At 72.2% G+C, this 22,224-nt stretch carries 20 protein-coding genes; 4 read left to right on the plus strand and 16 right to left on the minus strand.

The features are described 5' to 3' along the window. Nucleotides 1-162: 162 nt before the first annotated feature. Together ACN6LD_RS31455 and ACN6LD_RS31460 are read right to left on the minus strand one after the other, a co-directional pair. The gene (locus ACN6LD_RS31455; RefSeq protein WP_307045433.1) at nt 163-516 is read right to left on the minus strand and encodes an ATP-binding protein; all 354 of its coding nucleotides are present in this window, start codon (nt 514-516) and stop codon (nt 163-165) included. A 138-nt stretch (nt 517-654) separates the two neighbouring features. Next, complete coding sequence (locus tag ACN6LD_RS31460) at nt 655-1,818, minus strand: adenosine deaminase (RefSeq protein WP_319192696.1); 1,164 nt, start codon at nt 1,816-1,818, stop codon at nt 655-657. A gap of 113 nt (nt 1,819-1,931) precedes the next feature. On the opposite strand from ACN6LD_RS31460, the gene ACN6LD_RS31465 reads away from it, so the two are divergent. Further along, complete coding sequence (locus ACN6LD_RS31465; RefSeq protein WP_445044978.1) at nt 1,932-2,696, plus strand: prolyl oligopeptidase family serine peptidase; 765 nt, start codon at nt 1,932-1,934, stop codon at nt 2,694-2,696. An 84-nt stretch (nt 2,697-2,780) separates the two neighbouring features. Here the strand turns inward: ACN6LD_RS31465 and ACN6LD_RS31470 are convergent, their stop codons facing one another. Then, a complete protein-coding gene (locus tag ACN6LD_RS31470) occupies nt 2,781-3,743 on the minus strand; it encodes a LysR family transcriptional regulator (RefSeq protein ID WP_319192699.1) in 963 nt (320 codons plus the stop codon). A gap of 63 nt (nt 3,744-3,806) precedes the next feature. On the opposite strand from ACN6LD_RS31470, the gene ACN6LD_RS31475 reads away from it, so the two are divergent. From ACN6LD_RS31475 to ACN6LD_RS31485, 3 genes are all read left to right on the plus strand, one after another. Beyond that, nucleotides 3,807-5,108, plus strand: a complete 1,302-nt coding sequence (locus ACN6LD_RS31475; protein ID WP_319192700.1) for an MFS transporter — start codon at nt 3,807-3,809, stop codon at nt 5,106-5,108. 102 nt (nt 5,109-5,210) lie between these two features. After that, entirely contained in the window at nt 5,211-6,332 is a 1,122-nt protein-coding gene (dnaN, locus tag ACN6LD_RS31480) for a DNA polymerase III subunit beta (RefSeq protein WP_445044979.1), read from the plus strand. Between the two features lie 141 nt (nt 6,333-6,473). Then, on the plus strand, nt 6,474-7,490 hold the full coding sequence (locus tag ACN6LD_RS31485) for a sigma-70 family RNA polymerase sigma factor (RefSeq protein WP_445044980.1): 1,017 nt from the start codon (nt 6,474-6,476) through the stop codon (nt 7,488-7,490). Here ACN6LD_RS31485 and ACN6LD_RS31490 read toward each other — a convergent pair. The 13 genes from ACN6LD_RS31490 to ACN6LD_RS31550 form a co-directional block, all read right to left on the minus strand. After that, nucleotides 7,374-7,760, minus strand: a complete 387-nt coding sequence (locus tag ACN6LD_RS31490) for an STAS domain-containing protein (RefSeq protein ID WP_319192704.1) — start codon at nt 7,758-7,760, stop codon at nt 7,374-7,376. The two genes, ACN6LD_RS31485 and ACN6LD_RS31490, sit on opposite strands and share 117 nt — an antisense overlap. A gap of 93 nt (nt 7,761-7,853) precedes the next feature. Next, entirely contained in the window at nt 7,854-9,137 is a 1,284-nt protein-coding gene (locus tag ACN6LD_RS31495) for a thymidine phosphorylase (RefSeq protein WP_319192705.1), read from the minus strand. 115 nt (nt 9,138-9,252) lie between these two features. Then, complete coding sequence (locus tag ACN6LD_RS31500; RefSeq protein WP_445044981.1) at nt 9,253-9,654, minus strand: cytidine deaminase; 402 nt, start codon at nt 9,652-9,654, stop codon at nt 9,253-9,255. Next, nucleotides 9,651-10,934, minus strand: coding sequence for an ABC transporter permease (locus ACN6LD_RS31505; protein ID WP_319192708.1), 1,284 nt, complete (start codon nt 10,932-10,934; stop codon nt 9,651-9,653). Before ACN6LD_RS31505 ends, ACN6LD_RS31500 begins: the two co-directional genes overlap by 4 nt. Further along, nucleotides 10,934-12,061 (minus strand): ABC transporter permease, encoded by a 1,128-nt coding sequence (locus tag ACN6LD_RS31510; RefSeq protein WP_319192709.1) that lies wholly within the window; start codon nt 12,059-12,061, stop codon nt 10,934-10,936. Before ACN6LD_RS31510 ends, ACN6LD_RS31505 begins: the two co-directional genes overlap by 1 nt. Beyond that, complete coding sequence (locus ACN6LD_RS31515; protein WP_319192720.1) at nt 12,058-13,617, minus strand: ABC transporter ATP-binding protein; 1,560 nt, start codon at nt 13,615-13,617, stop codon at nt 12,058-12,060. Before ACN6LD_RS31515 ends, ACN6LD_RS31510 begins: the two co-directional genes overlap by 4 nt. Nucleotides 13,618-13,783: 166 nt before the next feature. Further along, nucleotides 13,784-14,848 (minus strand): BMP family lipoprotein, encoded by a 1,065-nt coding sequence (locus ACN6LD_RS31520; protein WP_319192710.1) that lies wholly within the window; start codon nt 14,846-14,848, stop codon nt 13,784-13,786. 289 nt (nt 14,849-15,137) lie between these two features. After that, nucleotides 15,138-16,391 (minus strand): amidohydrolase, encoded by a 1,254-nt coding sequence (locus ACN6LD_RS31525; RefSeq protein ID WP_445044992.1) that lies wholly within the window; start codon nt 16,389-16,391, stop codon nt 15,138-15,140. 586 nt (nt 16,392-16,977) lie between these two features. After that, nucleotides 16,978-18,558, minus strand: a complete 1,581-nt coding sequence (locus ACN6LD_RS31530) for an acyl-CoA mutase large subunit family protein (protein WP_319192711.1) — start codon at nt 18,556-18,558, stop codon at nt 16,978-16,980. Nucleotides 18,559-18,856: 298 nt separating this feature from the next. Next, complete coding sequence (locus ACN6LD_RS31535; protein WP_445044982.1) at nt 18,857-19,981, minus strand: hypothetical protein; 1,125 nt, start codon at nt 19,979-19,981, stop codon at nt 18,857-18,859. Then, nucleotides 19,981-20,640 (minus strand): RNA polymerase sigma factor, encoded by a 660-nt coding sequence (locus ACN6LD_RS31540; protein WP_445044983.1) that lies wholly within the window; start codon nt 20,638-20,640, stop codon nt 19,981-19,983. The genes ACN6LD_RS31535 and ACN6LD_RS31540 overlap by 1 nt, the downstream gene beginning before the upstream one ends. A gap of 362 nt (nt 20,641-21,002) precedes the next feature. Next, a complete protein-coding gene (locus ACN6LD_RS31545) occupies nt 21,003-21,428 on the minus strand; it encodes a hypothetical protein (protein WP_319192716.1) in 426 nt (141 codons plus the stop codon). A 94-nt stretch (nt 21,429-21,522) separates the two neighbouring features. After that, complete coding sequence (locus tag ACN6LD_RS31550; RefSeq protein ID WP_445044984.1) at nt 21,523-22,083, minus strand: hypothetical protein; 561 nt, start codon at nt 22,081-22,083, stop codon at nt 21,523-21,525. Nucleotides 22,084-22,224 lie beyond the last annotated feature (141 nt).

Consider the following 22,224-nt stretch of genomic DNA (forward strand, 5'->3'; position numbering starts at 1 on the left):
GGTTGCGCATGCGCGCGACATGGCTGATGAGCTGCTCGAACGCCGGATAGGCGAAGGCGTCGAACTGCATCTCCACGACCGGGCGCAGGCCGTACATGGAGTACGTATGGGCACGCCCCGACGGCGTGACGGGTCTGCGGTGGGTGCGGCGGGCGGCGCCGCTCAGCCCAGCGGGATCCCGTTGACCGGCAGGCCGTGGGTGGGCAGGCCCTGCAGCGGCAGACCGCCGAGCAGCCCGGAGACGGGCGCGGTGGGGCCTTCGGCGAGCAGTTTCCCGGCGACCGGCTGGGCGGCGGTCAGGCCGGCGCCGAGCGCCGGCTGCGCCTGCGTCAGCACCTGGCCGGCGGCGGGCAGCGCCTGGGTCACGTTCTCCGCCGGCAGCGTCCGGGTGATGCCGTCCAGGGCCTGCGTGGCGTCCGGTACGGCGGGGGCGGCGTTCGCGGCGCCCGCACCGACGGCGGCGAAGGCGGCACCGAGAGCGGCGACGCCGAGGGTCTTGGCAGCAGACTGCTTCATGATGAATGCGTCCTCGAATGGGATACGGGGAACTGAGCGGTTCTCGACCGTAAACACGGGACGGGGTCAGCGGCAAACATCGAAATGCGGACGGTTGGTGAACACCCGCCCGCATTTCGTACGCCCAAGATTTCCCACTCAGCTTTCCGTTGCCACAGAACCGCTGGTGGACGCGGTTTGCTGGAACAGCCATTCGGATTTCAGCTCGGCGTAACCGGGCTTGATCACGTCACTGATCATGGCAAGTCGTTCATCGAAAGGAATGAATGCTGACTTCATAGCATTGACCGAGAACCACTGCAGATCGTCGAGCGTGTAACCGAATGCGTCGACCAGGTGCTCGAATTCCCGGCTCATGCTGGTGCCGGACATCAGACGGTTGTCCGTGTTGACGGTGGCCCGGAAGTGGAGCCGGCGCAGCAGCCCGATGGGGTGTTCGGCGTAGGAGGCGGCCGCTCCGGTCTGCAGGTTGGAGCTGGGGCACATCTCCAGCGGGACGCGCTTGTCGCGGACATAGGAGGCGAGCCGCCCGAGCTTCACCGAGCCGTCGTCCGCGACCTCGATGTCGTCGATGATCCGCACGCCGTGCCCGAGCCGGTCGGCGCCGCACCACTGCAGCGCCTGCCAGATGGACGGCAGCCCGAAGGCCTCGCCGGCGTGGATGGTGAAGTGGTTGTTCTCGCGCTTGAGGTACTCGAAGGCGTCGAGGTGCCGGGTGGGCGGGTAGCCGGCCTCGGCGCCCGCGATGTCGAAGCCGACGACGCCCAGATCCCGGTAGCGGTTGGCGAGTTCGGCGATCTCCAGCGCGCGGGCCGCGTGCCGCATGGCGGTCAGCAGGGCCCCGACGCGGATGCGGTGGCCGTTGCCGCGCGCCGCCCGCTCCCCTTCCCGGAAGCCCTCGTTGACGGCCTCGACGACCTGCTCGAGGGTCAGTCCGCCGTCGAGGTGCTGCTCGGGCGCGTACCGCACCTCGGCGTAGACGACGCCGTCCTCGGCGAGGTCCTCGGCGCACTCGCGGGCGACCCGCACCAGGGCCTCGCGGGTCTGCATCACGCCGACGGTGTGCGAGAAGGTCTCCAGGTACCGCTCCAGGGAGCCGGAGTCGGCGGCCTCCCGGAACCAGAGGCCGAGCTTGTCGGGATCCGTCTCGGGAAGGCGGGCGTACCCGGCCTCCCGGGCGAGGTCGACGATCGTGCCGGGGCGCAGCCCGCCGTCGAGGTGGTCGTGCAGCAGAACCTTGGGCGCCCGCCGGATCTGGTCCGGACTCGGGGTGATGCCCGCCTGGATGCTCTGGCTCGTCATTTCGGCACTCTAACTCCTACGCGCGTAGATCGCGCGTTGTACAACTCCGCCGATATGTAACGGTGACCGCGCAGACAGGTGGCGTACACCACTGCTTCTGACACTGTTCTGCCATGGCACAGGAACTGACGCCGGTTCGGACGGCCCGGCTGGGGAAGGCGCTCGGCCCGGAGCCGACGGCGGTGAGCGGAGCGGTGCTGCTGCTCCCGGCCGGCGAGGAGGTCTCCGGCCGCAGACCGTCCGCCCTGTGGGCGGCCGCCTCCGTCCGTGGCCTCGGGCGCAGACTCGCCCGGGCGGGAGCCGGTGAGGGGCTGGCCGTGCACGCGGTGCACTACCGCTACCGCGGCTGGAACGGCAGCGAGGCGCATCTCGCGGCCGACGCCGCCTGGGCCGCCGACGAGATCGTACGGCGGTACGGGGACGTCCCGGTGTGTCTGGCCGGCGTCGACATGGGCGCGCGGGCCGCGCTGCACGCGGGCGGCCACGACGCCGTCAACTCCGTTCTGGCGATGGCCCCGTGGCTGCCGGAGGAGGACATGGCGGCTCCACCCGAGCCGGTCAGGCACCTCGTGGGACGACGGGTGCTCCTCGTGCACGGCACCAAGGACGAACGCTGCGACCCCGAGCTGTCGTTCCGGCTCGCGGCGCGTGCCAAGAAGGCGAACCGGGACGTGTGCCGGTTCGAGGTGCACTCCGACGGCCACGGGCTGCACCAGTACCGCGCCGAAGTCCACGCCCTCGCCGAGGACTTCGTCATGGGCGTGCTGTTCGGCAAGGCCCTCTCCCGCCCGGTCGAGGACGCGCTCGCGGCGCCGCCCCCGCTGGGCCTGCGCATGCCGCTGGCAGCCGGTTTCGGGAAGTCGTTACGGCGACGGTAGGAACGGGACGCCGCAGCACCGGCGGGCGCCCCGTCGTGGTCGACACGCCTGGGCCGTGTCCTGCCGTGTCCTGCCGTGTCCGCCCTAGGACGGGAGCAGGTTGCCCCGTCTCGAGAGCAGGAACTTCTTGAAGGCGGCCACCGGCGGGGTGTCCGGACGGCCGTCGAGCCAGGCCACGCCGATCTCACGGGCCGCCCGCGGGGCCGTGACCGTCAGTTCCACCACGCCGGGACGCGCCACGGCCGGCGGCGGCAGCAGGGCGACGCCCAGACCCGCAGCCACCAGCCCGCGCAGCGTCTCCGCCTCCTCCCCCTCGAAGGCGACCCGGGGCCGGAAGCCCGCCTCCTTGCACAGGTCGTCGGTGATGCGGCGCAGACCGTAGCCGGGTTCCAGGGTCACGAAGGCCTCCTCGGCGGCCTCGGCGAGGCGGACCCTCCTGCGGGCGGCGAGGCGGTGGTCGGCCGGGACGACCAGGCGCAGTTTCTGCTCGTCGAGCCTGCGGGCGACGAGGTCCGGGGCGTCCGGGACCGGCGAGGTCAGACAGAGGTCCAGCTCGCCGGCCCGCAGCCCTTCGAGCATCGCCTCGCCGTAGTTCTGCACGAGGCTGAAGCGCACCCGCGGATGGTCGGCGCGGAAGGCGTGCAGCAGCCCGGGCACGGTCTCCGCGCCCATGGTGTGCAGAAAGCCGAACGCGACCTTGCCGGCCGTCGGATCGGCGTCGGCGCGGACCTCGTCGGCGGCCCGTTCGATCTCCGCGAGGGCGCGCTCCACCGAGGCGAGGAAGGTACGGCCGGCCGGGGTCAGGGAGACCGTGCGGCCGCGGCGGGCGAACAGATCGACGCCGAGATCCTGTTCCAGCCGCACCATCGCGCGGGACAGCGTCGACTGAGGGACGTCCATCTCCTGAGCGGCGCGCGTGACGTGCTCGGTGCGGGCGACCCCGGCGAAGTAGGCGAGCCGGGGCGCGAGCAGCCTCGCCATGTCGGTGGTGTCTTCTGTGTCACCGGACGGTGACAGGCGAGTCTGTGACCTCTGCTGATGCACCATGGGAACGATTATGACGAGTCCATGCATTGGACGGATCAGCGGGACCGTCCGTAGGTTCGAGACATGTCTCCCGCCAGTACCGGGGCGTCCACGATCGTGGTCGCCGCTTCGCCCGCCCGCTCGACCGCCACCGCCCCCGCCGCCGTCTCCGCAGCCCCTTCCGACGCGCGGCTGACCCCCGGCGGCCCCGGCTACCGCCGGATGAGCTTCGCGCTCTTCCTCGCCGGTGTGGCGACCTTCGCCCTGCTGTACTCCACGCAGGCGCTCCTGCCGCTGATCTCCGGCGACTTCGGGGTGGCCGCGAGTCAGGCGAGCTGGACGGTCGCGGCGGCGACCGGCGGACTGGCGCTGTTCGTCCTGCCGATGAGCGCCCTGTCGGAGCGCTACGGCCGCCGCACCGTGATGACTGCCTCGCTGGCGGTCGCGGTCGGCGTGGGCCTGCTGGTCCCGTTCGCGCCCTCGCTGGGCTGGCTGGTCGTGCTGCGTGCGGTGCAGGGCGCGGCGCTGGCCGGGCTCCCCGCCTCGGCCACGGCCTACCTCGCGGAGGAGGTCCGGCCGAAGGCGCTGGTCACGGCGATCGGTCTGTTCGTGGCCGGCAACAGCGTCGGCGGGATGAGCGGCCGGGTCATCACCGGCTGGGTCGCGCAGGAGTGGGGCTGGCGGATCGCCGTCGGCGTGATCGGCGCACTGGCGGTGGCCTGCGCGGTCGCCTTCCGGCTGCTGCTGCCGGCGCCGCGCCACTTCACGCCGGGCTCCCTGGCGCCCCGCGTCCTGGTCCGGACCGTCCGCGGCCATCTCGCCGACCCGCTGCTGCGCCGGCTGTACGCGATCGGCGCGCTGTTCATGACCGTCTTCGGCGGCGTGTACACGGTGATCGGGTACCGGCTGACGGAGGAGCCGTTCTCGCTCCCCCAGGGCGTCGTCGGCTCGATCTTCCTGGTGTACCTGGTGGGCACGGTGTCGGCGTCGACGGCGGGCCGGCTGGTCGGCCGGCTGGGGCGGCGCGGCGCGCTGTACCTGGCGGGCGGCACGACCGCCGCGGGCCTGCTGCTCTCGCTGTCGGACTCGCTTGCGTCGGTGCTGCTGGGCCTGGTCCTGATCACGGCGGGCTTCTTCGCGGGGCACGCGGTGGCGTCGTCGGCGGTCAGCAGGACCGCGACCACGGGCCGCGCCCAGGCCTCCGCGCTCTACCAGTCCGCGTACTACGTCGGCTCCAGCGCGGGCTCCACCGTCGGTGCGATCGCCTTCCACTCGGGCGGCTGGTCCGGCACGGTCGGCGTCGGCCTCTTCGCGGTGCTCGGCGTCGTCGCGATCACGGTGGCGGGCACCCGCGCGGCGCGCCGGGAGGCGCCGGCGGCCGCCTGACCGCCCCTCGTTCGCGTTCGTCCCTGTTCAGAGCCCGTTGTCAGTGGTCGCGGATAGCCTCCGCGACCACTGACCGGTTTCTGGCACAGGGGGTTCTCGTCCATGGAGTTCCGGATCGACCGCGGTGATCTCGTCGAGGCCGTGGGGTGGGCGGCCCGCGCACTGCCCGCCCGCACGCCCGTGCCGGTGCTGGGCGGCCTGGTGCTGGAGGCGTCGTCGGGGACGCTGGCGGTGTCGGGGTTCGACTTCGAGACCGCCGCGCGGATCGAGGCGGACGCCGAGGTCGGGACCGGCGGCCGGGTGCTCGTCCTCGGGCGGCGGCTGCTGAACATCTGCAAGGTGCTGCCGGACGGGCCGGTGAGCTGTGCGCTGGAGGGGACGCGGTTCACGGTCCAGGCGGGCGGCACCGGCTTCGGCCTGTCCACCCTCCCGCACGAGGAGTACCCCTCCCCGCCCGCTCCCCCGCAGGCGTACGGCGCCGTCGACGCGGCCGCGTTCGCGACCGCCGTCACGCAGGTGGCGGTGGCGGCGGGCCGCGACGACACCCTCCCGGTGCTGACCGGCGTCCAACTGCGCCTGGAAGGCGACGAGATGACGCTGTCGGCGTCGGACCGCTACCGGTACGCGGTGCGGCGGCTGGAGTGGAAGGCGGAGCCGGACGCGGCGGGCGGGGGCGTGGTGGAGGCGCTGCTGCCGGCGCGGCGGCTGCTGGACGCGGCCCGGTCGCTCGCGCGGTGCGGGACCGTGCGGATCGGCCTCGACGGGGCTGCCGGGAGCGGACCGGTCGGGTTCGGCGGCGGGCGGATGCGGACGGTGCTGCGGCCGCTGGACGGGCGGCTGCCGTCGTACGGGAAGCTGTTCGACATGGGAGAGGCCGTGGCGGCCGAGGTGGAGTGCGCAGCGCTGACGGAGGCCGTGCGCAGGGTCGCGGTGGTGGCGGAGACGAACAGCCCGGTGCGGCTGGACTTCTCGGCGGAGTCGGTGCTGCTGCGCGCCGGATACGGCGACGACGTGGCGGCTCAGCGGCTGCCGGCCCGGCTGACCGCAAGCGAGGACGTCACCGTTGCCTTCAACCCGGCGTATCTCCTGGACGCGCTGTCGTCGTTCGGGGCGACGCGGCTGCGGATGGAACTGCTGGGCACGGGCCAGCGGACGCTGCTGAGCGCGGCGGACGCGCCGGAGAGCCACCGGCACCTGCTGATGTCGGTCAGGCAGCTGGTCTGAGCGGCGGTCGCGAGGGCCCGGACGGGGCGTCCCACCTGCGCTTTCACCGACTCGGCAGGCCATTGTCAGTGGGCTGCGGTAGCTTCCGAAGTGCTGGGCGCGAAGACGCGTGACAGGACGGCCACAGGGGTGGGTTGGACGATGGGCGACAGCACGGCGACGACGACGGACCTCGACGTCGCTCTGGAGAAGCACCGGACGGAACTGACCGGTTACTGCTACCGCATGCTCGGCTCCTCCTTCGAGGCGGAGGACGCGGTGCAGGACACCATGGTGCGCGCCTGGCGGAGCTACGACAGGTTCGAGGGCCGCTCCAGCCTGCGGTCCTGGCTGTACCGGATCGCCACCAACGTCTGTCTGGACATGCTGACGGCCGGCAACAAGCGGGCCCGGCCGATGGACCTCTCCGGGCCCACCCCTCTCGCCCGGGCCGCGCTCTCGCCCCGCCCCGACCACACCTGGCTGGAGCCGATGCCCGACGCCCGCGTGCTGCCGACGGTGGAGGACCCGGCCGAGGCGGCGGTCGCCAAGGAGTCGGTGCGCCTCGCGTTCATGGCCGCGCTGCAGCAGCTGCCGCCGAAGCAGCGGGCGGTGCTGATCCTGCGGGAGGTGCTGGCGTGGCGGGCGAGCGAGGTCGCCGAGCTGCTGGACACGTCCGTCGCCTCGGTCAACAGCGCGCTGCAGCGGGCGCGGGCCACGCTGTCCGAGCGGAAGGAATCAGGCGCGGACGCGGCGGTGTCGGACCCGCTCGACAAGGAGCAGCAGAAGCTCCTGGACCGCTATGTGGCGGCCTTCGAGGGCTATGACATGACGGCGCTGACGGCCCTCCTCCACGAGGACGCCGTCATGACGATGCCGCCCTTCGACCTGTGGCTGACCGGGCACGACGACATCACCGGCTTCATGACCACGCTCGGCTCCGCCTGCGAGGGCTCGCGACTGCTGCCGGTCCAGGTCAACGGTCTGCCGGGGTTCGCCCAGTACAAGCCGGACCCGGAGAAGGGCGGGTTCACGCCGTGGGCCGTCCAGATCCTGGAGATCTCAGACGGCCGCCTCACCGGGTTCCACTTCTACCTCGACACCCAGCGCTGGTTCCCCCTCTTCGACCTCCCCCTCCACCTCGACGGGGACTCCGACGAGGTCGAGCAGGGCGCGTAGCTCGGGGCCGGGGCCGCGCAGCCGTATCCGGCCCCCGGCCCGCCGCGCGGCCAGCTGGAGCCGCGCCAGCAGATCGACGGTGAGGAGCCCGGGCGGCCCGATCCCGGCGACGTCGCAGATGACGACCGCGGTCTCGGCGCCGGTCAGCAGCGCGCGCACGGCGTCGCCCAGCCCTGCCGCCTGCCCAGGGGTGACGGGGCCGGTCAGGGTGAGCACGGGGGGTGTCGTCGCTTCCACGATCGGTAGACCGTGCGCACCGCCCCGACTCATCGGCAGCGGCGGCAGTGCCTACTCGGCGGGGAACTCGGTGGTGTCGATGACGACGTCGAAGGGCGCGGGCAACTTGGGTCAGGTAAGGCCAGGTCAGGCGATGCGCTCCAGCACGACCGGGGACGCCGTGAACGGGGTGCCCGGGGCGGCGACGTCGTAGGAGCCGTCCACCGCGTCGAGCGCGTACGCGAAGCGCTCCGGGGTGTCGGTGTGCAGGGTGAGCAGCGGCTGGCCGGCGGTGACCGTGTCGCCGGGCTTGGCGTGCAGCTCGACGCCGGCGCCCGCCTGCACCGGGTCCTCCTTGCGGGCGCGGCCCGCGCCGAGGCGCCAGGCGGCGATGCCGATGTCGTAGGCGTCGAGGCGGGTCAGGACGCCCGAGGCGCCCGCCTTCACCACGTGCTGCTCCTTCGCGACGGGCAGCGCGGCGTCCGGGTCGCCGCCCTGGGCCGCGATCATGCGCCGCCAGACGTCCATGGCCGAGCCGTCGGCCAGCGCCTTCGCCGGGTCGGCGTCCTTGACGCCGGCCGCGTCGAGCATCTCGCGGGCCAGGGCGATCGTCAGCTCCACGACGTCCGCCGGGCCGCCGCCGGCCAGCACCTCCACCGACTCGCGGACCTCCAGGGCGTTGCCCGCGGTGAGGCCGAGCGGGGTGGACATGTCCGTCAGCAGGGCGACCGTCTTCACACCGTGGTCGGTGCCGAGGCCCACCATCGTCGAGGCGAGCTCACGGGCGTCCTCGATGGTCTTCATGAAGGCGCCGGTGCCGACCTTCACGTCCAGGACCAGCGAGCCGGTGCCCTCGGCGATCTTCTTGGACATGATGGACGAGGCGATCAGCGGGATGGCCTCGACGGTTCCGGTGACGTCCCGCAGCGCGTAGAGCTTCTTGTCGGCCGGGGCGAGCCCGTCGCCCGCGGCGCAGATCACCGCGCCGGTGCCGTCCAGCACGGACAGCATCTCCTCGTTGGAGAGCAGTGCGCGCCAGCCCGGGATCGACTCCAGCTTGTCCAGCGTGCCGCCGGTGTGGCCGAGGCCGCGTCCGGAGAGCTGCGGGACCGCCGCGCCGCAGGCCGCCACGAGGGGGGCCAGGGGCAGCGTGATCTTGTCGCCGACGCCGCCCGTGGAGTGCTTGTCGGCGGTCGGGCGGGACAGGGCGGAGAAGTCCATGCGCTCGCCGGAGGCGATCATCGCGGCCGTCCAGCGGGCGATCTCGCGGCGGTTCATGCCGTTGAGCAGGATGGCCATGTTGAGGGCGGCCATCTGGTAATCGGCGACCTCACCGCCGGTGTACGCGTCGATGACCCAGTCGATCTGCTCGTCGCTGAGCTCACCGCGGTCCCGCTTGGTGCGGATGACGGAGACGGCGTCCATGGCCATGGCTTTCCTTCCGGTGATGCAACGGTGGTGCACGGTGGTGCGACAAGACGTGGGGAGAAGGCGGGGGGAGAAAGTGCGCGGCCCCTCTGCGGGGGTCAGAGGGGCCGCGCGGGAGTCACTTGGTGAGGTGGCCCGGGCCGAAGGCCTGAGGGAGCATCTCGGCGAGCGGCAGGATTCCCGCCGGCGTCTCCAGCAGGAGACCGGGACCGCCGAACTCGTACAGCAGCTGGCGGCAGCGGCCGCACGGGACGAGGACCTCGCCGCGGCCGTCCACGCAGGTGAAGTGCGTGAGCCGGCCGCCGCCGGTGTTCTGCAGCTGCGAGACCAGCCCGCACTCGGCGCACAGGCCGAGCCCGTAGGAGGCGTTCTCGACGTTGCAGCCGGACACGGTCCGGCCGTCGTCGACGAGCGCCGCCACACCGACCGGGTACCCGGAGTAGGGGGCGTACGCGCGGGACATGGCCTCGCGGGCCACCTCGCGCAACGCCTCCCAGTCGACGGCGTCGGCCGCGGTCACTTGCCCTGGCCCTTCCGGTAGCGCATGCCGTCGGCCCTGGGCATGCGCAGCCGCTGCGCGGACAGCGACAGCACCAGCAGGGTGACGACGTACGGGGTGGCGCCCACGAAGTCGCTCGGGACCTCGTCGGTGAACAGGTACCAGACCAGGACGAGCGCGGCCACCATGAGGCTGATCCCGGCCTGCCAGTGCGCCTTGCGGTACAGCTTCCAGCCGGCCAGGCCCGCGAGGAGCACGACCAGCAGGAGCAGCAGCGCGTGGACGGTCTCGCCGCCGTTGCGCAGCTGCAGCGCGTCGGAGTAGCCGAACAGGCCCGCGCCCATGGCCAGACCGCCGGGACGCCAGTTGCCGAAGATCATCGCCGCGAGGCCGATGTAGCCTCGGCCGCCGGTCTGGCCCTCGAGGTAGGTGTGCGAGGTGACCAGGGCGAGGAAGGCGCCGCCGAGACCGGCGAGGCCGCCGGAGACGGCCACGGCCGCGTACTTGTACTTGTAGACGTTGACGCCGAGGGACTCGGCGGCGATCGGGTTCTCACCGCAGGAGCGCAGCCGCAGGCCGAACGGGGTGCGCCACAGCAGCCACCAGCTGCCGACGAACAGCAGGAAGGCGAGGAGCGTCACCACGGACAGGTCGGTGACCAGACCGCCGAGGATGCCCGCGATGTCGGAGAGCAGGAACCAGTGGTGCTTCTCGACGGACTGGAGGGCGTCCGAGAGGCCGGGCACGTCGATGTGGGGCAGCGACTCCACGGGCGGGGACTGCTTGGGGTTGCCGCCCGCTTCGGCCGGCTTGCCCTCCGAGAAGAACAGCTTCGCGAGGTACTGGGTGATGCCGAGCGCCAGCAGGTTGACCGCGACGCCGGACACGATGTGGTCGACGCCGAAGGTGACGGTCGCGACCGCGTGCACCAGGCCGCCGAGGACGCCGAAGCCGACGCCGCACAGCAGACCGAGCCAGGGGTTGGACTGCCAGCCGATCCAGCCGGCGCCGAAGGTGCCGAGGATCATCATGCCCTCGAGGCCGATGTTGACCACACCGGACCGCTCGGACCACAGGCCGGCCAGACCGGCGAGGCCGATGGGCACGGCGAGGCCGAGCGCGGCCGAGATCTGGCCCTCGGAGGTGAGCTGGTTGGCGCCGGTGATGATGCGGACCACGGCGACGAGCACCAGCGCGGCGGCGATGATCGTGAGGATCCGGCCGACCGAGCGGCCCGACCGGCCGCCGGTGTCCGCCTTGGGCGCCGCGGGGGGCGGCGTGTCGGTCATCGTGGCAGTCATCACGCCACCTCCTGCTTCTGGGTCGGGGCGGCGGCCTGGGCGGCGAGCTCGGCGCCGACCCGCTGCTGCTGGCGCTTGAGGCCGTAACGCCGGACGAGCTCGTAGGCGATGACGACGCACAGCACGATGACGCCCTGGATGACGCCGAGGATTTCCTTGTCGTACCCCTCGAACTCGAGGTGGTTGGTCGTGCGCTCCAGGAAGCCCCAGAGCAGTGCGCCGAGCGCGATCCCGACCGGGTTGTTGCGGCCGAGCAGGGCGATGGCGATGCCGGTGAAGCCGATGCCCGACGGGAAGTCGTTGCTGAACTGGTGGCTGTCGTTGAGCAGGGTCGGCATGCCGATCAGGCCGGCCACGGCGCCCGAGATGACCATGCTGGTGGCGACCATCTTCTTGACGGAGACACCGCTCGCGGTGGCCGCGCTCTCGGACTGGCCGACGGTGCGCAGGTCGAAGCCGAACCGGGTGCGGCCGAGGACGAACCAGTAGGCGACGCCGACGAGGACGGCGACGACGATGAAGCCCCACAGCACTCCGGCCGCGCCGGTGTCGATGCTGAAGAAGTACGAGGACTTCGGCAGCGGGTCGGTCGAGACGACCGTGCCGCCGCTCTGCAGTTCGGCGAGCTTCCCCGGCTGCAGCAGGTAGGCGATGATCGCGGTGGCGATCGAGTTCAGCATGATCGTCGAGATGACCTCGCTGACGCCGCGGGTCACCTTGAGGATGCCCGCGATGGCCGCCCACAGGGCGCCGGTCGCCATGGCGCACAGGATGATCAGCGGGATCGCGATCCAGCCGGGCACGGTCAGCGCGCCGCCGAGGACGGCGGCGACGAACGCGGCGAGCCGGTACTGGCCGTCGACGCCGATGTTGAACAGGTTCATGCGGAAGCCGATGGCCACCGCGACACCCGCCAGGTAGTAGGTCGTCGCCTTGTTCAGGATGTAGACCTGGCTGTCGCTCGCGGAGCCGTAGGTCAGCATGTCGCTGAAGGCCGAGCCCGGGTTCTTGCCGGTGGCGAGGATGACCAGGGCGGTGACGACGAGCGCGGTGACGATCGCCAGCAGCGGGGCCGCGACCCCGAGGAGCAGCCGCTCCTTGTCGATCCTTGCGGTCAGCTTTTTCATCGGGCGTCGTCCTCTGCGTGCTCCAGGTGGCCGGTGGCCGCACCCGTCATGGCGGAGCCCAGCTCCTCGGGGGTGATCGTGGCGGGATCGGCGTCGGCGACCAACCGGCCGCGGTACATGACCCGCAGGGTGTCGGAGAGCCCGATGAGCTCGTCCAGGTCGGCGGAGATCAGCAGCACGGCCAGACCCTCGCGGCGCGCCTCGCGGATGTGGTCCCAGATCGCGGCCTGCGCGCCGACGTCCACACCGCGGGTGGGGTGGGCGGCGATGAGGAGCTTGGGCGCGTGGCTCATCTCGCGGCCGACGATCAGCTTCTGCTGGTTGCCGCCGGACAGCGAGGCGGCGGTGACGTCGATGCCGGGCGTGCGGACGTCGTACGCCTGGACGATGCGCTCGGTGTCGGTGCGGGCGGCCTTGATGTCGAGCAGCTGGCCGCGCGAGTTGGGCCGCTCGGTGACATGGCCGAGGATGCGGTTCTCCCACAGCGGCGCCTCGAGGAGCAGGCCGTGGCGGTGGCGGTCCTCGGGGATGTAGCCGACGCCTGCCTCACGGCGGTTGCGGGTGGGCACGCGGGAGATGTCGGCGCCGTCGAGGCTGATGACGCCGGCGTCCGGGGCTCGGATGCCCATGATCGCCTCGACCAGCTCGGACTGGCCGTTGCCCTCCACGCCGGCGATGCCGAGGACCTCGCCCTTGTGGATGGTGAAGGAGATGTCGTCGAGGATGATCCGCTCGACGCCGTCGAGGTCCGTCTGCGTCAGGTGCAGCCCGTCCAGCTTCAGCAGCGGGACGTCCGTGACCGTGGACTCCTCGGTCTCCGGCGTGGGCAGTTCGCTGCCGACCATCAGCTCGGCGAGCTGCTTGGTGGTGGTGTTCTCCGGCTCGACCGTGCCCACCGTGGTGCCGCGCCGGATGACGGTGATCTCGTCGGCGACGGACAGCACCTCTCCCAGCTTGTGGGAGATGAAGATGACGGTGAGGCCCTCGGCCTTCAGCTCGCGCAGGTTGTCGAAGAGGGCGTCGACCTCCTGCGGCACCAGGACGGCCGTGGGCTCGTCGAGGATGAGGGTCTTGGCGCCGCGGTAGAGGACCTTGAGGATCTCCACACGCTGGCGGTCGGCGACGCCGAGCTCCTCCAGGAGGACGTCGGGCCGGACGTTCAGCCCGTATGCGTCGGAGATCTCCTTGATCTTCGCCCGGGCCTTGCCGCCGATGCCGTGGAGCTTCTCCGCGCCGAGGACGACGTTCTCCAGGACGGTGAGGTTGTCGGCGAGCATGAAGTGCTGGTGCACCATGCCGATGCCGCGTGCGATGGCGTCGGCTGGGTTGCTGAACGTGACCTGGTCGCCGTTCACGGTGATGGTGCCCTCGTCCGGCTGCTGCATGCCGTAAAGGATCTTCATCAGGGTGGACTTGCCGGCGCCGTTCTCACCGCACAGGGCGTGGACGGTGCCGGTGCGAACCGTGATGTCGATGTCGCGGTTGGCGACGACGCCGGGGAATCGCTTGGTGATGCCGCGCAGTTCGACGGCAGCGGGAGGGCTGGACGCGTTGATGGCGCACTCTCCTCGGGGAAAGGGGCTGCGTGGGGAGGGCAGGCGTCGGCGACGCTAGCGCGGCAACTCCGTGCTACACGCGTAGAGTTGACACATTGTTATGGCTCGACGAGGGGGTAGTCGTGCACCCCCCTCGTCGACCCGGGGTCAGGCAGCGACCATCAGGTCACGGGGTGGTCTTGACCTTGATGGAACCGTCGACGATCTTCTGCTTCGCCGCGTCCAGCTGGGTCTTGATGTCGTCGATGAAGCCACCGCTGGTGGCGAGCGAGACACCGTTCTTGGCGAGCGAGTAGTTGTTGGTGCCCGTCAGCGGCTTGCCGTCGTGGACGGACTTGACGAAGTCGTAGACGCCGACGTCGACGTTCTTGACCATCGAGGTCAGGATCGAGGCCTTGTACTTGGCCAGACCCGGGATGTTGTACTGGTCGGAGTCCACGCCGATGGCCCAGGCGCCCTTGACGCCGTTGACGGCCTCGATCGCGCCGTTGCCGGAGGAGCCGGCCGCCGAGTAGATGACGTCGGCGCCGTTGTCGAGCATGCCCGACGCGGCGGCCTTGCCCTTGTCGGGGCTGGCGAAACCGGAGAAGTCCGAGCCGTGGCTCAGGTACTGGCTGTCGACCTTGACGGCCGGCTTCGTGTCGTGGACGCCCTGCGTGAAGCCCGCCTCGAACTTCTTGATCAGCGGGACGTCGACGCCGCCGATGAAGCCGACGTGGTTCTTCTTGGTCTTCAGCGCCGCGGCGACGCCGGCCAGGTAGGAGCCCTGCTCCTCGGTGAAGGTGATGCTGTCGACGTTCTTGGCGTCCACCACCGAGTCGACGATGCCGAAGCTGACCTTCGGGTACTTCGCGGCGACCTTGGTCATCGAGGTGGCGTAGGAGAAGCCGACGCCCACGATGGGGTTGTAACCGGCGTCCGCCAGGTCGGTCAGACGCTGCTCGCGGTCGGCCTCGGTGTCGGTGGTCTTGGCGGTCAGCTCCTTGATCGAGCCGCCGAACTCGGCCTTGGCCTTGTCGGCGCCGCGCGCGGCGGAGTCGTTGAAGGAACGGTCACCACGACCGCCGACGTCGAAGGCGAGACCGATCTTGACGCCCGAACCGCCGCCGGAGGAGGCGGAGGACGAGCTGCTGCTGTCGTTCTCGGAGGAGGTGCTGCCACATGCTGTGGCAGTCAGTGCGAGAGCTGCGGTGGCGATACACGCAGCGGAAAGCTTGGCTACCCGGCGCACGGGAAGGCTCCTTCACCTGACCTGAGCGCCTTGTCGGCGCTTGATGTGAGCACCATGCCAGTGCTCGGGCCTGGACGCCCCGATCGGCGTTGGCTTCGCGGCATCGTAACGCGCGTAGATGTCAGAAAAACACCCCTCGCGACGCCGTTATCGATTCGAGGCGAACGCCGTCTGAACTCGGCGCCTTGCAGCTTCGCGCGGATGATTTCGAACCGGGGACGAATGGCTTACAACAGGGTTGCGCCGAACGGCGGAACGGCCACGTGAGGGCCGTTCCGCCGCCGTCCGGTCACCTGCCGGCCGCGTCCAGCAGCGCTGCCGCCGTGAAGAGCTCCACACCGACGGTGATCGCCGACTCGTCGGCGTCGAAGTCGCCCTGGTGCAGGTCGCGCACGGTGCGCTCGCCGGGCGGGCGCACGCCGAGCCGGGCCATCGAGCCCGGGACCCGCTCCAGGTACCAGGAGAAGTCCTCGCCGCCGAGGCTCTGCTCGGTGCCCTCCACGGACGACTCGCCGCGCCGGGCCACCATGGCGTCCCGCAGCAGGGCGGTGACGTCCCCGTCGTTGACGACCGGCGGGACGCCCCGCACGTAGTTGATCTCCGACTTGGCCCGGTGCAGGTTGGCCACCTCGTCGATCGCCGCGACCACGATGTCCGGCGCCTGGCGCCACGCCTCGAGGTCCAGGCAGCGGACGGTCCCGGAGAGCTCCGCGTGCTGCGGGATCACGTTCGGGGCGTGGCCGCTCTCGATGCGGCCCCAGGTGACGGCCAGTCCGGCGCGCGTGTCGACCCGGCGGCCGACCAGCGCGGGCACGTCGGTGACGACCCGGGCGGCCGCCGTGACGAGGTCGGTGGTCAGGTGCGGGCGTGCGGTGTGGCCGCCCGGCCCGTCCAGGGAGATCTCCAGCCGGTCGCAGGCGGAGGTGATGGCGCCCTCGCGCAGACCGACCTTGCCCGCGTCGACCCGGGGGTCGCAGTGCACGGCGATGATCCGGCCCACGCCGTCGAGCGCTCCGTCGGCGATGGCGTCGGCGGCGCCGCCGGGCAGCACCTCCTCGGCGGGCTGGAAGATCAGCCGCACCGGCCGCGGGAGCCGGCCCTGCCGGTGCAGCTCCGCCAGGACGAGGCCGGCGCCGAGGACGACGGTGGTGTGCACGTCGTGGCCGCAGGCGTGCGCGCGGTCGGGGACGGTGGACCGGTAGGCGCACTCGGTCTTCGTGTCCGGGATGGGCAGCGCGTCGATGTCGGCGCGCATCGCGAGAACGGGGACGCCGTCGACGGCCACGCCCTCCGCCCCCACGGTCCCGATGTCGCAGATGAGGCCGGTGCCGACGGCGAGCACGCGGGGCCGAAGCCCCGCCTTCTCGAGGCGGGCCTTGATCGCGGCCGTCGTGCGGAACTCCTGGTTGCCCAGCTCAGGGTGCATGTGCAGGTCGCGGCGGAAGGCCACGAGCTCGGCGCGCAGCGCCTCCGGCAGGGTGCCGGGAAGGGCACCGGGGAGCACGGCTTCCCCTGAGGGATCGGCCTCGGACTCTCGGGACATCAGTTGCTTCACCCTCTGAAGGGTAGGACGCCTGGGCGGTCAACCGACCTACGATCAACAAAACTTCAACCCGTCAGGCGAAGAAAAGTTGGCCGCGCGGCGCATGGCTGCTGTGCGGGATGGGTAAACTCGCCGGCTTTCGGGGTCGGCAACCCGCACTTCTTCCTTTCTCTCACGGATACCACGGACCACCAATGGCACGCCGTGCCAGTCCACGTTCCGGAACCGATCCTGGAATCATCACCTCCGCGCAGCGGTCCCGCCACACAGGGCGACCCGGCCGGGTCGGCCCGGGAGGGCGGGCACGACGCGAGCCTGGCGGCCCCGCACGGAGAACGGGCGGAGCCTCGGCGGACGCCTGCGAGGAGGAGCGCCGCCCGACCGGTCGCCGAGCGAGGCACGAGCCGGCTCCCGGCCCGCTGCGGGCCGACGACCGCGTCCCGGACCTGACGGTCGACGGCGTCCGCCGCGGATCTGACGGTCGACGGCGTCCGCCGCCCGACGCTCGACGGCGTCCGCCCCTTCGACCGGCGGGTCGGCCTCGGCCGGGACGGACGGGTCGTAGGGCGGTGGACGCCGCCCCGGCTCAGAAGGCGTCCGACGGCACGTACGTGCCCCAGACCTCGCGGAGGGCGTTGCACACCTCTCCCACCGTCGCCCGGGCCCGCAGCGCGTCCTTCATCGGGTACAGGACGTTGTCCTCGCCCTGCGCCGCCTTCCTCAGGGCGTCGAGTGCGGAGTCCACGGCCGCACTGTCGCGTTCCGCTCGGAGCCGGGCCAGACGCCGCGCCTGCTGCGCCTCGATGGCCGGGTCGACACGCAGGGGCTCGTACGGCTCCTCCGCGTCGAGCCGGAAGCGGTTGACGCCGACCACGACCCGCTCGCCGGAGTCGGTCTCCTGCGCGATCCGGTAGGCGGACCGCTCGATCTCGTTCTTCTGGAAACCGTGCTCGATGGCCGGCACCGCGCCGCCGAGGTCCTCGACGCGGCGCATGAGACCGACGATCGCCGCCTCCAGGTCGTCGGTCATCCGCTCCACGACGTACGAGCCCGCGAAGGGGTCGACGGTGGCCGTCACGTCCGTCTCGTGGGCCAGGACCTGCTGGGTGCGCAGGGCCAGCCGCGCGCTCTTGTCGGTCGGCAGCGCGATGGCCTCGTCGAAGGAGTTGGTGTGCAGCGACTGGGTGCCGCCGAGCACCGCCGCCAGACCCTGGACGGCGACCCGGACCAGGTTCACCTCGGGCTGCTGGGCCGTCAGCTGGACGCCGGCGGTCTGCGTGTGGAAGCGCAGCATCAGCGACTTGGGGTCCTTCGCACCGAACTCCTCCTTCATCACCCGCGCCCAGATCCGGCGGGCGGCGCGGAACTTCGCGACCTCCTCGAGCAGCGTCGTGCGGGCCACGAAGAAGAAGGACAGCCGCGGTGCGAAGTCGTCCACGTCCATGCCGGCGGCGACCGCCGTACGGACGTACTCGATGCCGTCGGCCAGCGTGAAGGCGATCTCCTGCGCGGGCGACGCACCCGCCTCCGCCATGTGGTAACCGGAGATCGAGATGGTGTTCCACCTGGGGATCTCGGCCCGGCAGTACCTGAAGATGTCGGCGATCAGGCGGAGCGAGGGCTTCGGCGGGAAGATGTACGTCCCGCGCGCGATGTACTCCTTCAGCACGTCGTTCTGGATCGTGCCGGTGAGCCGGCCGGCCGGGACGCCCTGCTCCTCGCCGACGAGCTGGTACATCAGCAGCAGCAGCGCGGCGGGGGCGTTGATCGTCATCGACGTCGACACCTGGTCCAGCGGGATCCCGTCGAACAGCACCCGCATGTCCTCGACCGAGTCGATCGCCACGCCGACCTTGCCGACCTCGCCGTGCGCGATCGGGGCGTCGGAGTCGTGGCCCATCTGGGTGGGCAGGTCGAAGGCGACCGACAGGCCCGTGGTGCCGTGGGCGATCAGCTGCCGGTAACGGGCGTTGGACTCGACGGCCGTGCCGAACCCCGCGTACTGGCGCATCGTCCAGGGGCGGCCCGTGTACATCGACGGGTAGACGCCCCGGGTGAAGGGGTACGCGCCCGGCTCCCCCAGCCGCTCCGAAGGGTCCCAGCCGGCCAGGTCCTGCGGGCCGTACACCGGCTCGATGGGCAGTCCGGACTCCGACTCACGCGCCATGGGTGCAGGCCTCCCGCCGGGCGGTCACGGCGGCCGCCCCTGGTCTTTGACCGAGTACCCGTCAGTCTGCCGGGCGGTTCGCGACTCGTCATCCGGACGGGGGGAGAGGTGTATGGGGCGCGAGCGGGACCGGGGGAACGTGTCCCGCCCGCGCCGAGCGCACGAGCCGAAGGTACGGGGGGAACCCCCGGCTCTGTGCTGGGGCCGATGACCAGTCGGCTCACTCGGTACTGCGTACCGGCCGCGGAAAATGTCACACCTGCGGCGGAAGAAATTTCAGCTGCCTGAAACCCGCAGGTCAGCCGTGGTGTCCCAGGCCGCCGGAGCCGGAGCCGGAGCCGCCCCGGCCGTGCCCGTGCCCGTGGCCCTTGCCGTGTCCGCGGCCGTGCCCGTGGTCCGCTCGGCCCGCGTCATCGTCGTCGTCGGAGCCGCCGCGGCCGCCCGTGCCGTCGGCGCCCTTCTGCCCGGCCGTGCCACCGCCCCCGCGGCCCGACTGTCCCTTTCCGGGATCCCGGCCGGCCGAGCCGCTTTGGGCGCGGGCGCCGTCGAGCAGCGCCGCGCAGTACGCCTGGACGCGCTGTGCGCCGCCTGCCAGCTTCTCCAGGCGTCGGCGGCCTTCACGGTCCAGGGTCTTGCCGGCGCCGAGTTCACGGCAGGAGGAGATCACGCCCGCCGGCCGGCCGCCGCGGGCTTTGGGGGCCTCCGAGGCGTCGTCGCCCGCGTCGCCCTTCCCTGCCGCATCCCGGTCCGCGGCGCTCGCGCCGGGCTTCGGCGCGGACGCCGCGCCGTCGCCTGCCGGAGCGGTCGGGGAGGGCGAGCCGAGCGGACGGCCGTGGGAGGGCGCGGGGGCGGAGACGGACGCCACGGGCCGCCCGGGCCCCTGATCGTCGAACGGAGTCGGCAGATACCCGGCCGCCGTCGCGGCCGACACGCCGCCGACCATCCCGACGGCCAACGCGGCGGCCAGCCCCAGCCGCACGGGCCGGCCCCGGCGCGGTCGGCTCCCGCTCTCCTCGGCCCGCCCGCCGATGCGGACCAGACCCGCGTCGCCGCCGCCTTCCCGCGCGGGCCCACCCGGGGCCACGGCAGTCACGGCACGGGCCGCACGGCCGGCCCGAGCGCCCTGCCCCGTATGCCCGGCAAGGCCGAAGAGGCCCGCGGCACCCGTAGGACCGGGGCGGGCCGCGAGGTCATGGCGGTCGGCCTGGACCTTGCGGAACGCGGCGAGGGCCGCGGCCTCGCCGGGCAGCTCCTCGTCCGCGGGCGGCGGGGCGGCGGCCGACGCCGAGAGCGCGCCGAGCGTCCTGGCGAGCCGTTCGGCCTCTTCCCGGGCACTGCCTGCGACAGCGTTGTCGGGCGACTCACCGCGCAGCAGACGCTCCGACGTCTCGCGATCGAGCCACCTGTCGTGCTTGTCGGCCATCACATGTCCCTCTGCGTCCGCGTGCGCACATGCGTCACACCGGCGGACGTCACCGTACGGGAACGCGGTCCCCGCTGGGGCGGCAGCGCGTCGAGCACGCCGGCCGTCTCCGGGTCGTCGCCGAGCAGCTCGGCGAGTTTCTTCAGGCCCCGATGGGCCGCGGTGCGCACCGCGCCGGGCCGCTTGCCCAGCGTGTCGGCGGCCGTCTTGGCGTCCAGTCCCATGACCACCCGCAGGACGACGGCCTCGGCCTGGTCCTGCGGCAGCCGGGCTATGAGGCCGAGGGTGCGGCCGGTGGCCAGCGCCTCGATGGCCTCGCCCGCGGTGTCGGACTCGGCGGCCCGGCCGGCCAGCTCGGTCTCGTCGCCGACCGTCGCCGGCCGTCTTCCGCGCATCCGTATGTGGTCCAGGGCGCGGTTGCGGGCGATCCGGGCGGCCCAGCCGCGGAACCGGTCCGCGTCGCCGGCGAAGCGCTCGAGGTCCCGGGCGATCTGCAGCCAGGCCTCGGACGTCACGTCCTCGGCGTCGTGATCGCCGACCAGTGTGCGCACGTATCCCAGCAGCCGCGGGTGCACCGTGCGGTACACGGTCCGAAACGCGGTCTCGTCCCCGTGCTGTGCCGCGAGCACCGCGGCTGTCAGCTCCGCGTCGTCCCCCACGTCGTGGTTCCTCGGTCGATGCTTCGCGGTCTCGGGACCGCAGGTCGTAGCGGTGGTCTTCCGCTTGGCCGTCCGGCGCGAAAGGCACGTTACGACCTGAAACCGCCGCCCGTCCATGTTCATAGAACATGCAACTGGTTCGTGACGCGCGCAAGGTGTGACGGAAACCGCACTCCTGGCGCTGTAGGGAGTACGGGTCGCCGCGCGGCCCGTGCCGCGCGACGGCCGGGGCCTCTCCTGTGGGGGGTGGCGGCCCCGGCCGTTGCCTCGGTCGCGACGCCCCGCCCGCTCGCCGCGGGCCCGCACCCGGGCCGCGCGCGTCGAATACGCCCCCGGCGACCTCCCCCGCGGGGCGCCCACAGTCACCGGCTCCCGGGGACCGCGTCCCGGCACAGCAGGCGCAGCGAGCCGTGGCCGCCGAAGCAGCGGCGGGCCTCGTCGAGGGGCTCCCACAGGCGGCCGTCGGGGGTGCGGACCCAGTGGTCGCCGCCGGACGCCCACCACTCGGCGCCGGAGCGGCGGACGATCACCTCGCCGGCGTAGGCGCCGAGTCCGCGCAGCAGGTCCTCCACGGACGCGGGCGCGGCGCCGGTGCGCCGCAGTTCCGCGATCCACCGGTCGACGCGCCACAGGCTCTGCGGCGAGTGGTCGAGGTGCGGCCGCACGGCGTCGGGCGCGGCGGCCACGGCCTCCGCCGCCCATCGCACGGGCCGGGCCGCGGCGGAGGGCCGGGCGGCCGGACGGGGCTGTCCGCTCTGTTCGGTCTGCTCTGTCGTCCTGCGGGTCACACTCCATTGAGCGAGGCCGGGGGGTGTTCCGTCACGCGATTGCGCGGCGGACGCGAGACCGGTGCAGGACCGCCCCAGCTCCGCCGCGAAATGCTCACGATCGTCCACGCGCCCGCCGCGACACCACCGCGCGCAGCACCCGGCGTCCCTCCGTGGACACCTCCAGCGCCCGCCGCAGTCCGCCGGCGCCGTGACCGGCGAGCACCTCCAGGACGATGACCTGGCGGCGCAGTTCGGCGGCGACGAGGGGCGACATGCCCGCCGTGCGGCCCTCGCGGCCGGAGTCGACCGGGCCGGCGTCGGCCGCCGGGTCGAGCAGGCGGTGGATCTGGAGTGAGGCGACGGAGCAGGCGTCGGCCCAGGTCCGCACCTCGGCGGCGCATCGGTCGGCCGGGGCGGCGGCCAGCATGCGGTGGACCAGCAGCACGGCCTCGTCGCCCTCGCCCTCGCCCTTGGAGGAGTCCAGCTTGCCGCGCGTCTGCTCCAGCAACTGACCCCAGTCGGCCGCGTCGGAGGCGTCCGCGAGGTTTCCCCACAGCGGGCGCAGGGTCTCGTCGTCGCCGCCGAGCAGGGGCACGCACCGGTCCAAACAAGCCAACCCGCTGGCGGCCAGTCCGCGTTCGTCGGCCTGCGCGATCAGTTCCACCAGGCTCATGCACGCCTCCCTCGCCAGGGCCCTACCTGACGGAGCCCGCACTTCCCCTTACTGCGTGCAACGGCCCGGGAGTGTCACAGGAAATCTTTTCGGCCAACCCCGAGGGACCGCTGCCCAGTCGGCCGAGCATGACAGACGGGC

This window comes from Streptomyces sp. SAS_272 (genome assembly GCF_052543235.1).

Coding starts and splice junctions, on each gene's coding strand:
- ACN6LD_RS31455 (WP_307045433.1), bottom strand. CDS start 516: ATGAAGCAGTCTGCTGCCAAGACCCTCGGCGTCGCCGCTCTCGGTGCC.
- ACN6LD_RS31460 (WP_319192696.1), bottom strand. CDS start 1,818: ATGACGAGCCAGAGCATCCAGGCGGGCATCACCCCGAGTCCGGACCAG.
- ACN6LD_RS31465 (WP_445044978.1), top strand. CDS start 1,932: ATGGCACAGGAACTGACGCCGGTTCGGACGGCCCGGCTGGGGAAGGCG.
- ACN6LD_RS31470 (WP_319192699.1), bottom strand. CDS start 3,743: ATGGTGCATCAGCAGAGGTCACAGACTCGCCTGTCACCGTCCGGTGAC.
- ACN6LD_RS31475 (WP_319192700.1), top strand. CDS start 3,807: ATGTCTCCCGCCAGTACCGGGGCGTCCACGATCGTGGTCGCCGCTTCG.
- dnaN (WP_445044979.1), top strand. CDS start 5,211: ATGGAGTTCCGGATCGACCGCGGTGATCTCGTCGAGGCCGTGGGGTGG.
- ACN6LD_RS31485 (WP_445044980.1), top strand. CDS start 6,474: ATGGGCGACAGCACGGCGACGACGACGGACCTCGACGTCGCTCTGGAG.
- ACN6LD_RS31490 (WP_319192704.1), bottom strand. CDS start 7,760: ATGAGTCGGGGCGGTGCGCACGGTCTACCGATCGTGGAAGCGACGACA.
- ACN6LD_RS31495 (WP_319192705.1), bottom strand. CDS start 9,137: ATGGCCATGGACGCCGTCTCCGTCATCCGCACCAAGCGGGACCGCGGT.
- ACN6LD_RS31505 (WP_319192708.1), bottom strand. CDS start 10,934: ATGACTGCCACGATGACCGACACGCCGCCCCCCGCGGCGCCCAAGGCG.
- ACN6LD_RS31510 (WP_319192709.1), bottom strand. CDS start 12,061: ATGAAAAAGCTGACCGCAAGGATCGACAAGGAGCGGCTGCTCCTCGGG.
- ACN6LD_RS31525 (WP_445044992.1), bottom strand. CDS start 16,391: ATGTCCCGAGAGTCCGAGGCCGATCCCTCAGGGGAAGCCGTGCTCCCC.
- ACN6LD_RS31530 (WP_319192711.1), bottom strand. CDS start 18,558: ATGGCGCGTGAGTCGGAGTCCGGACTGCCCATCGAGCCGGTGTACGGC.
- ACN6LD_RS31535 (WP_445044982.1), bottom strand. CDS start 19,981: ATGGCCGACAAGCACGACAGGTGGCTCGATCGCGAGACGTCGGAGCGT.
- ACN6LD_RS31550 (WP_445044984.1), bottom strand. CDS start 22,083: ATGAGCCTGGTGGAACTGATCGCGCAGGCCGACGAACGCGGACTGGCC.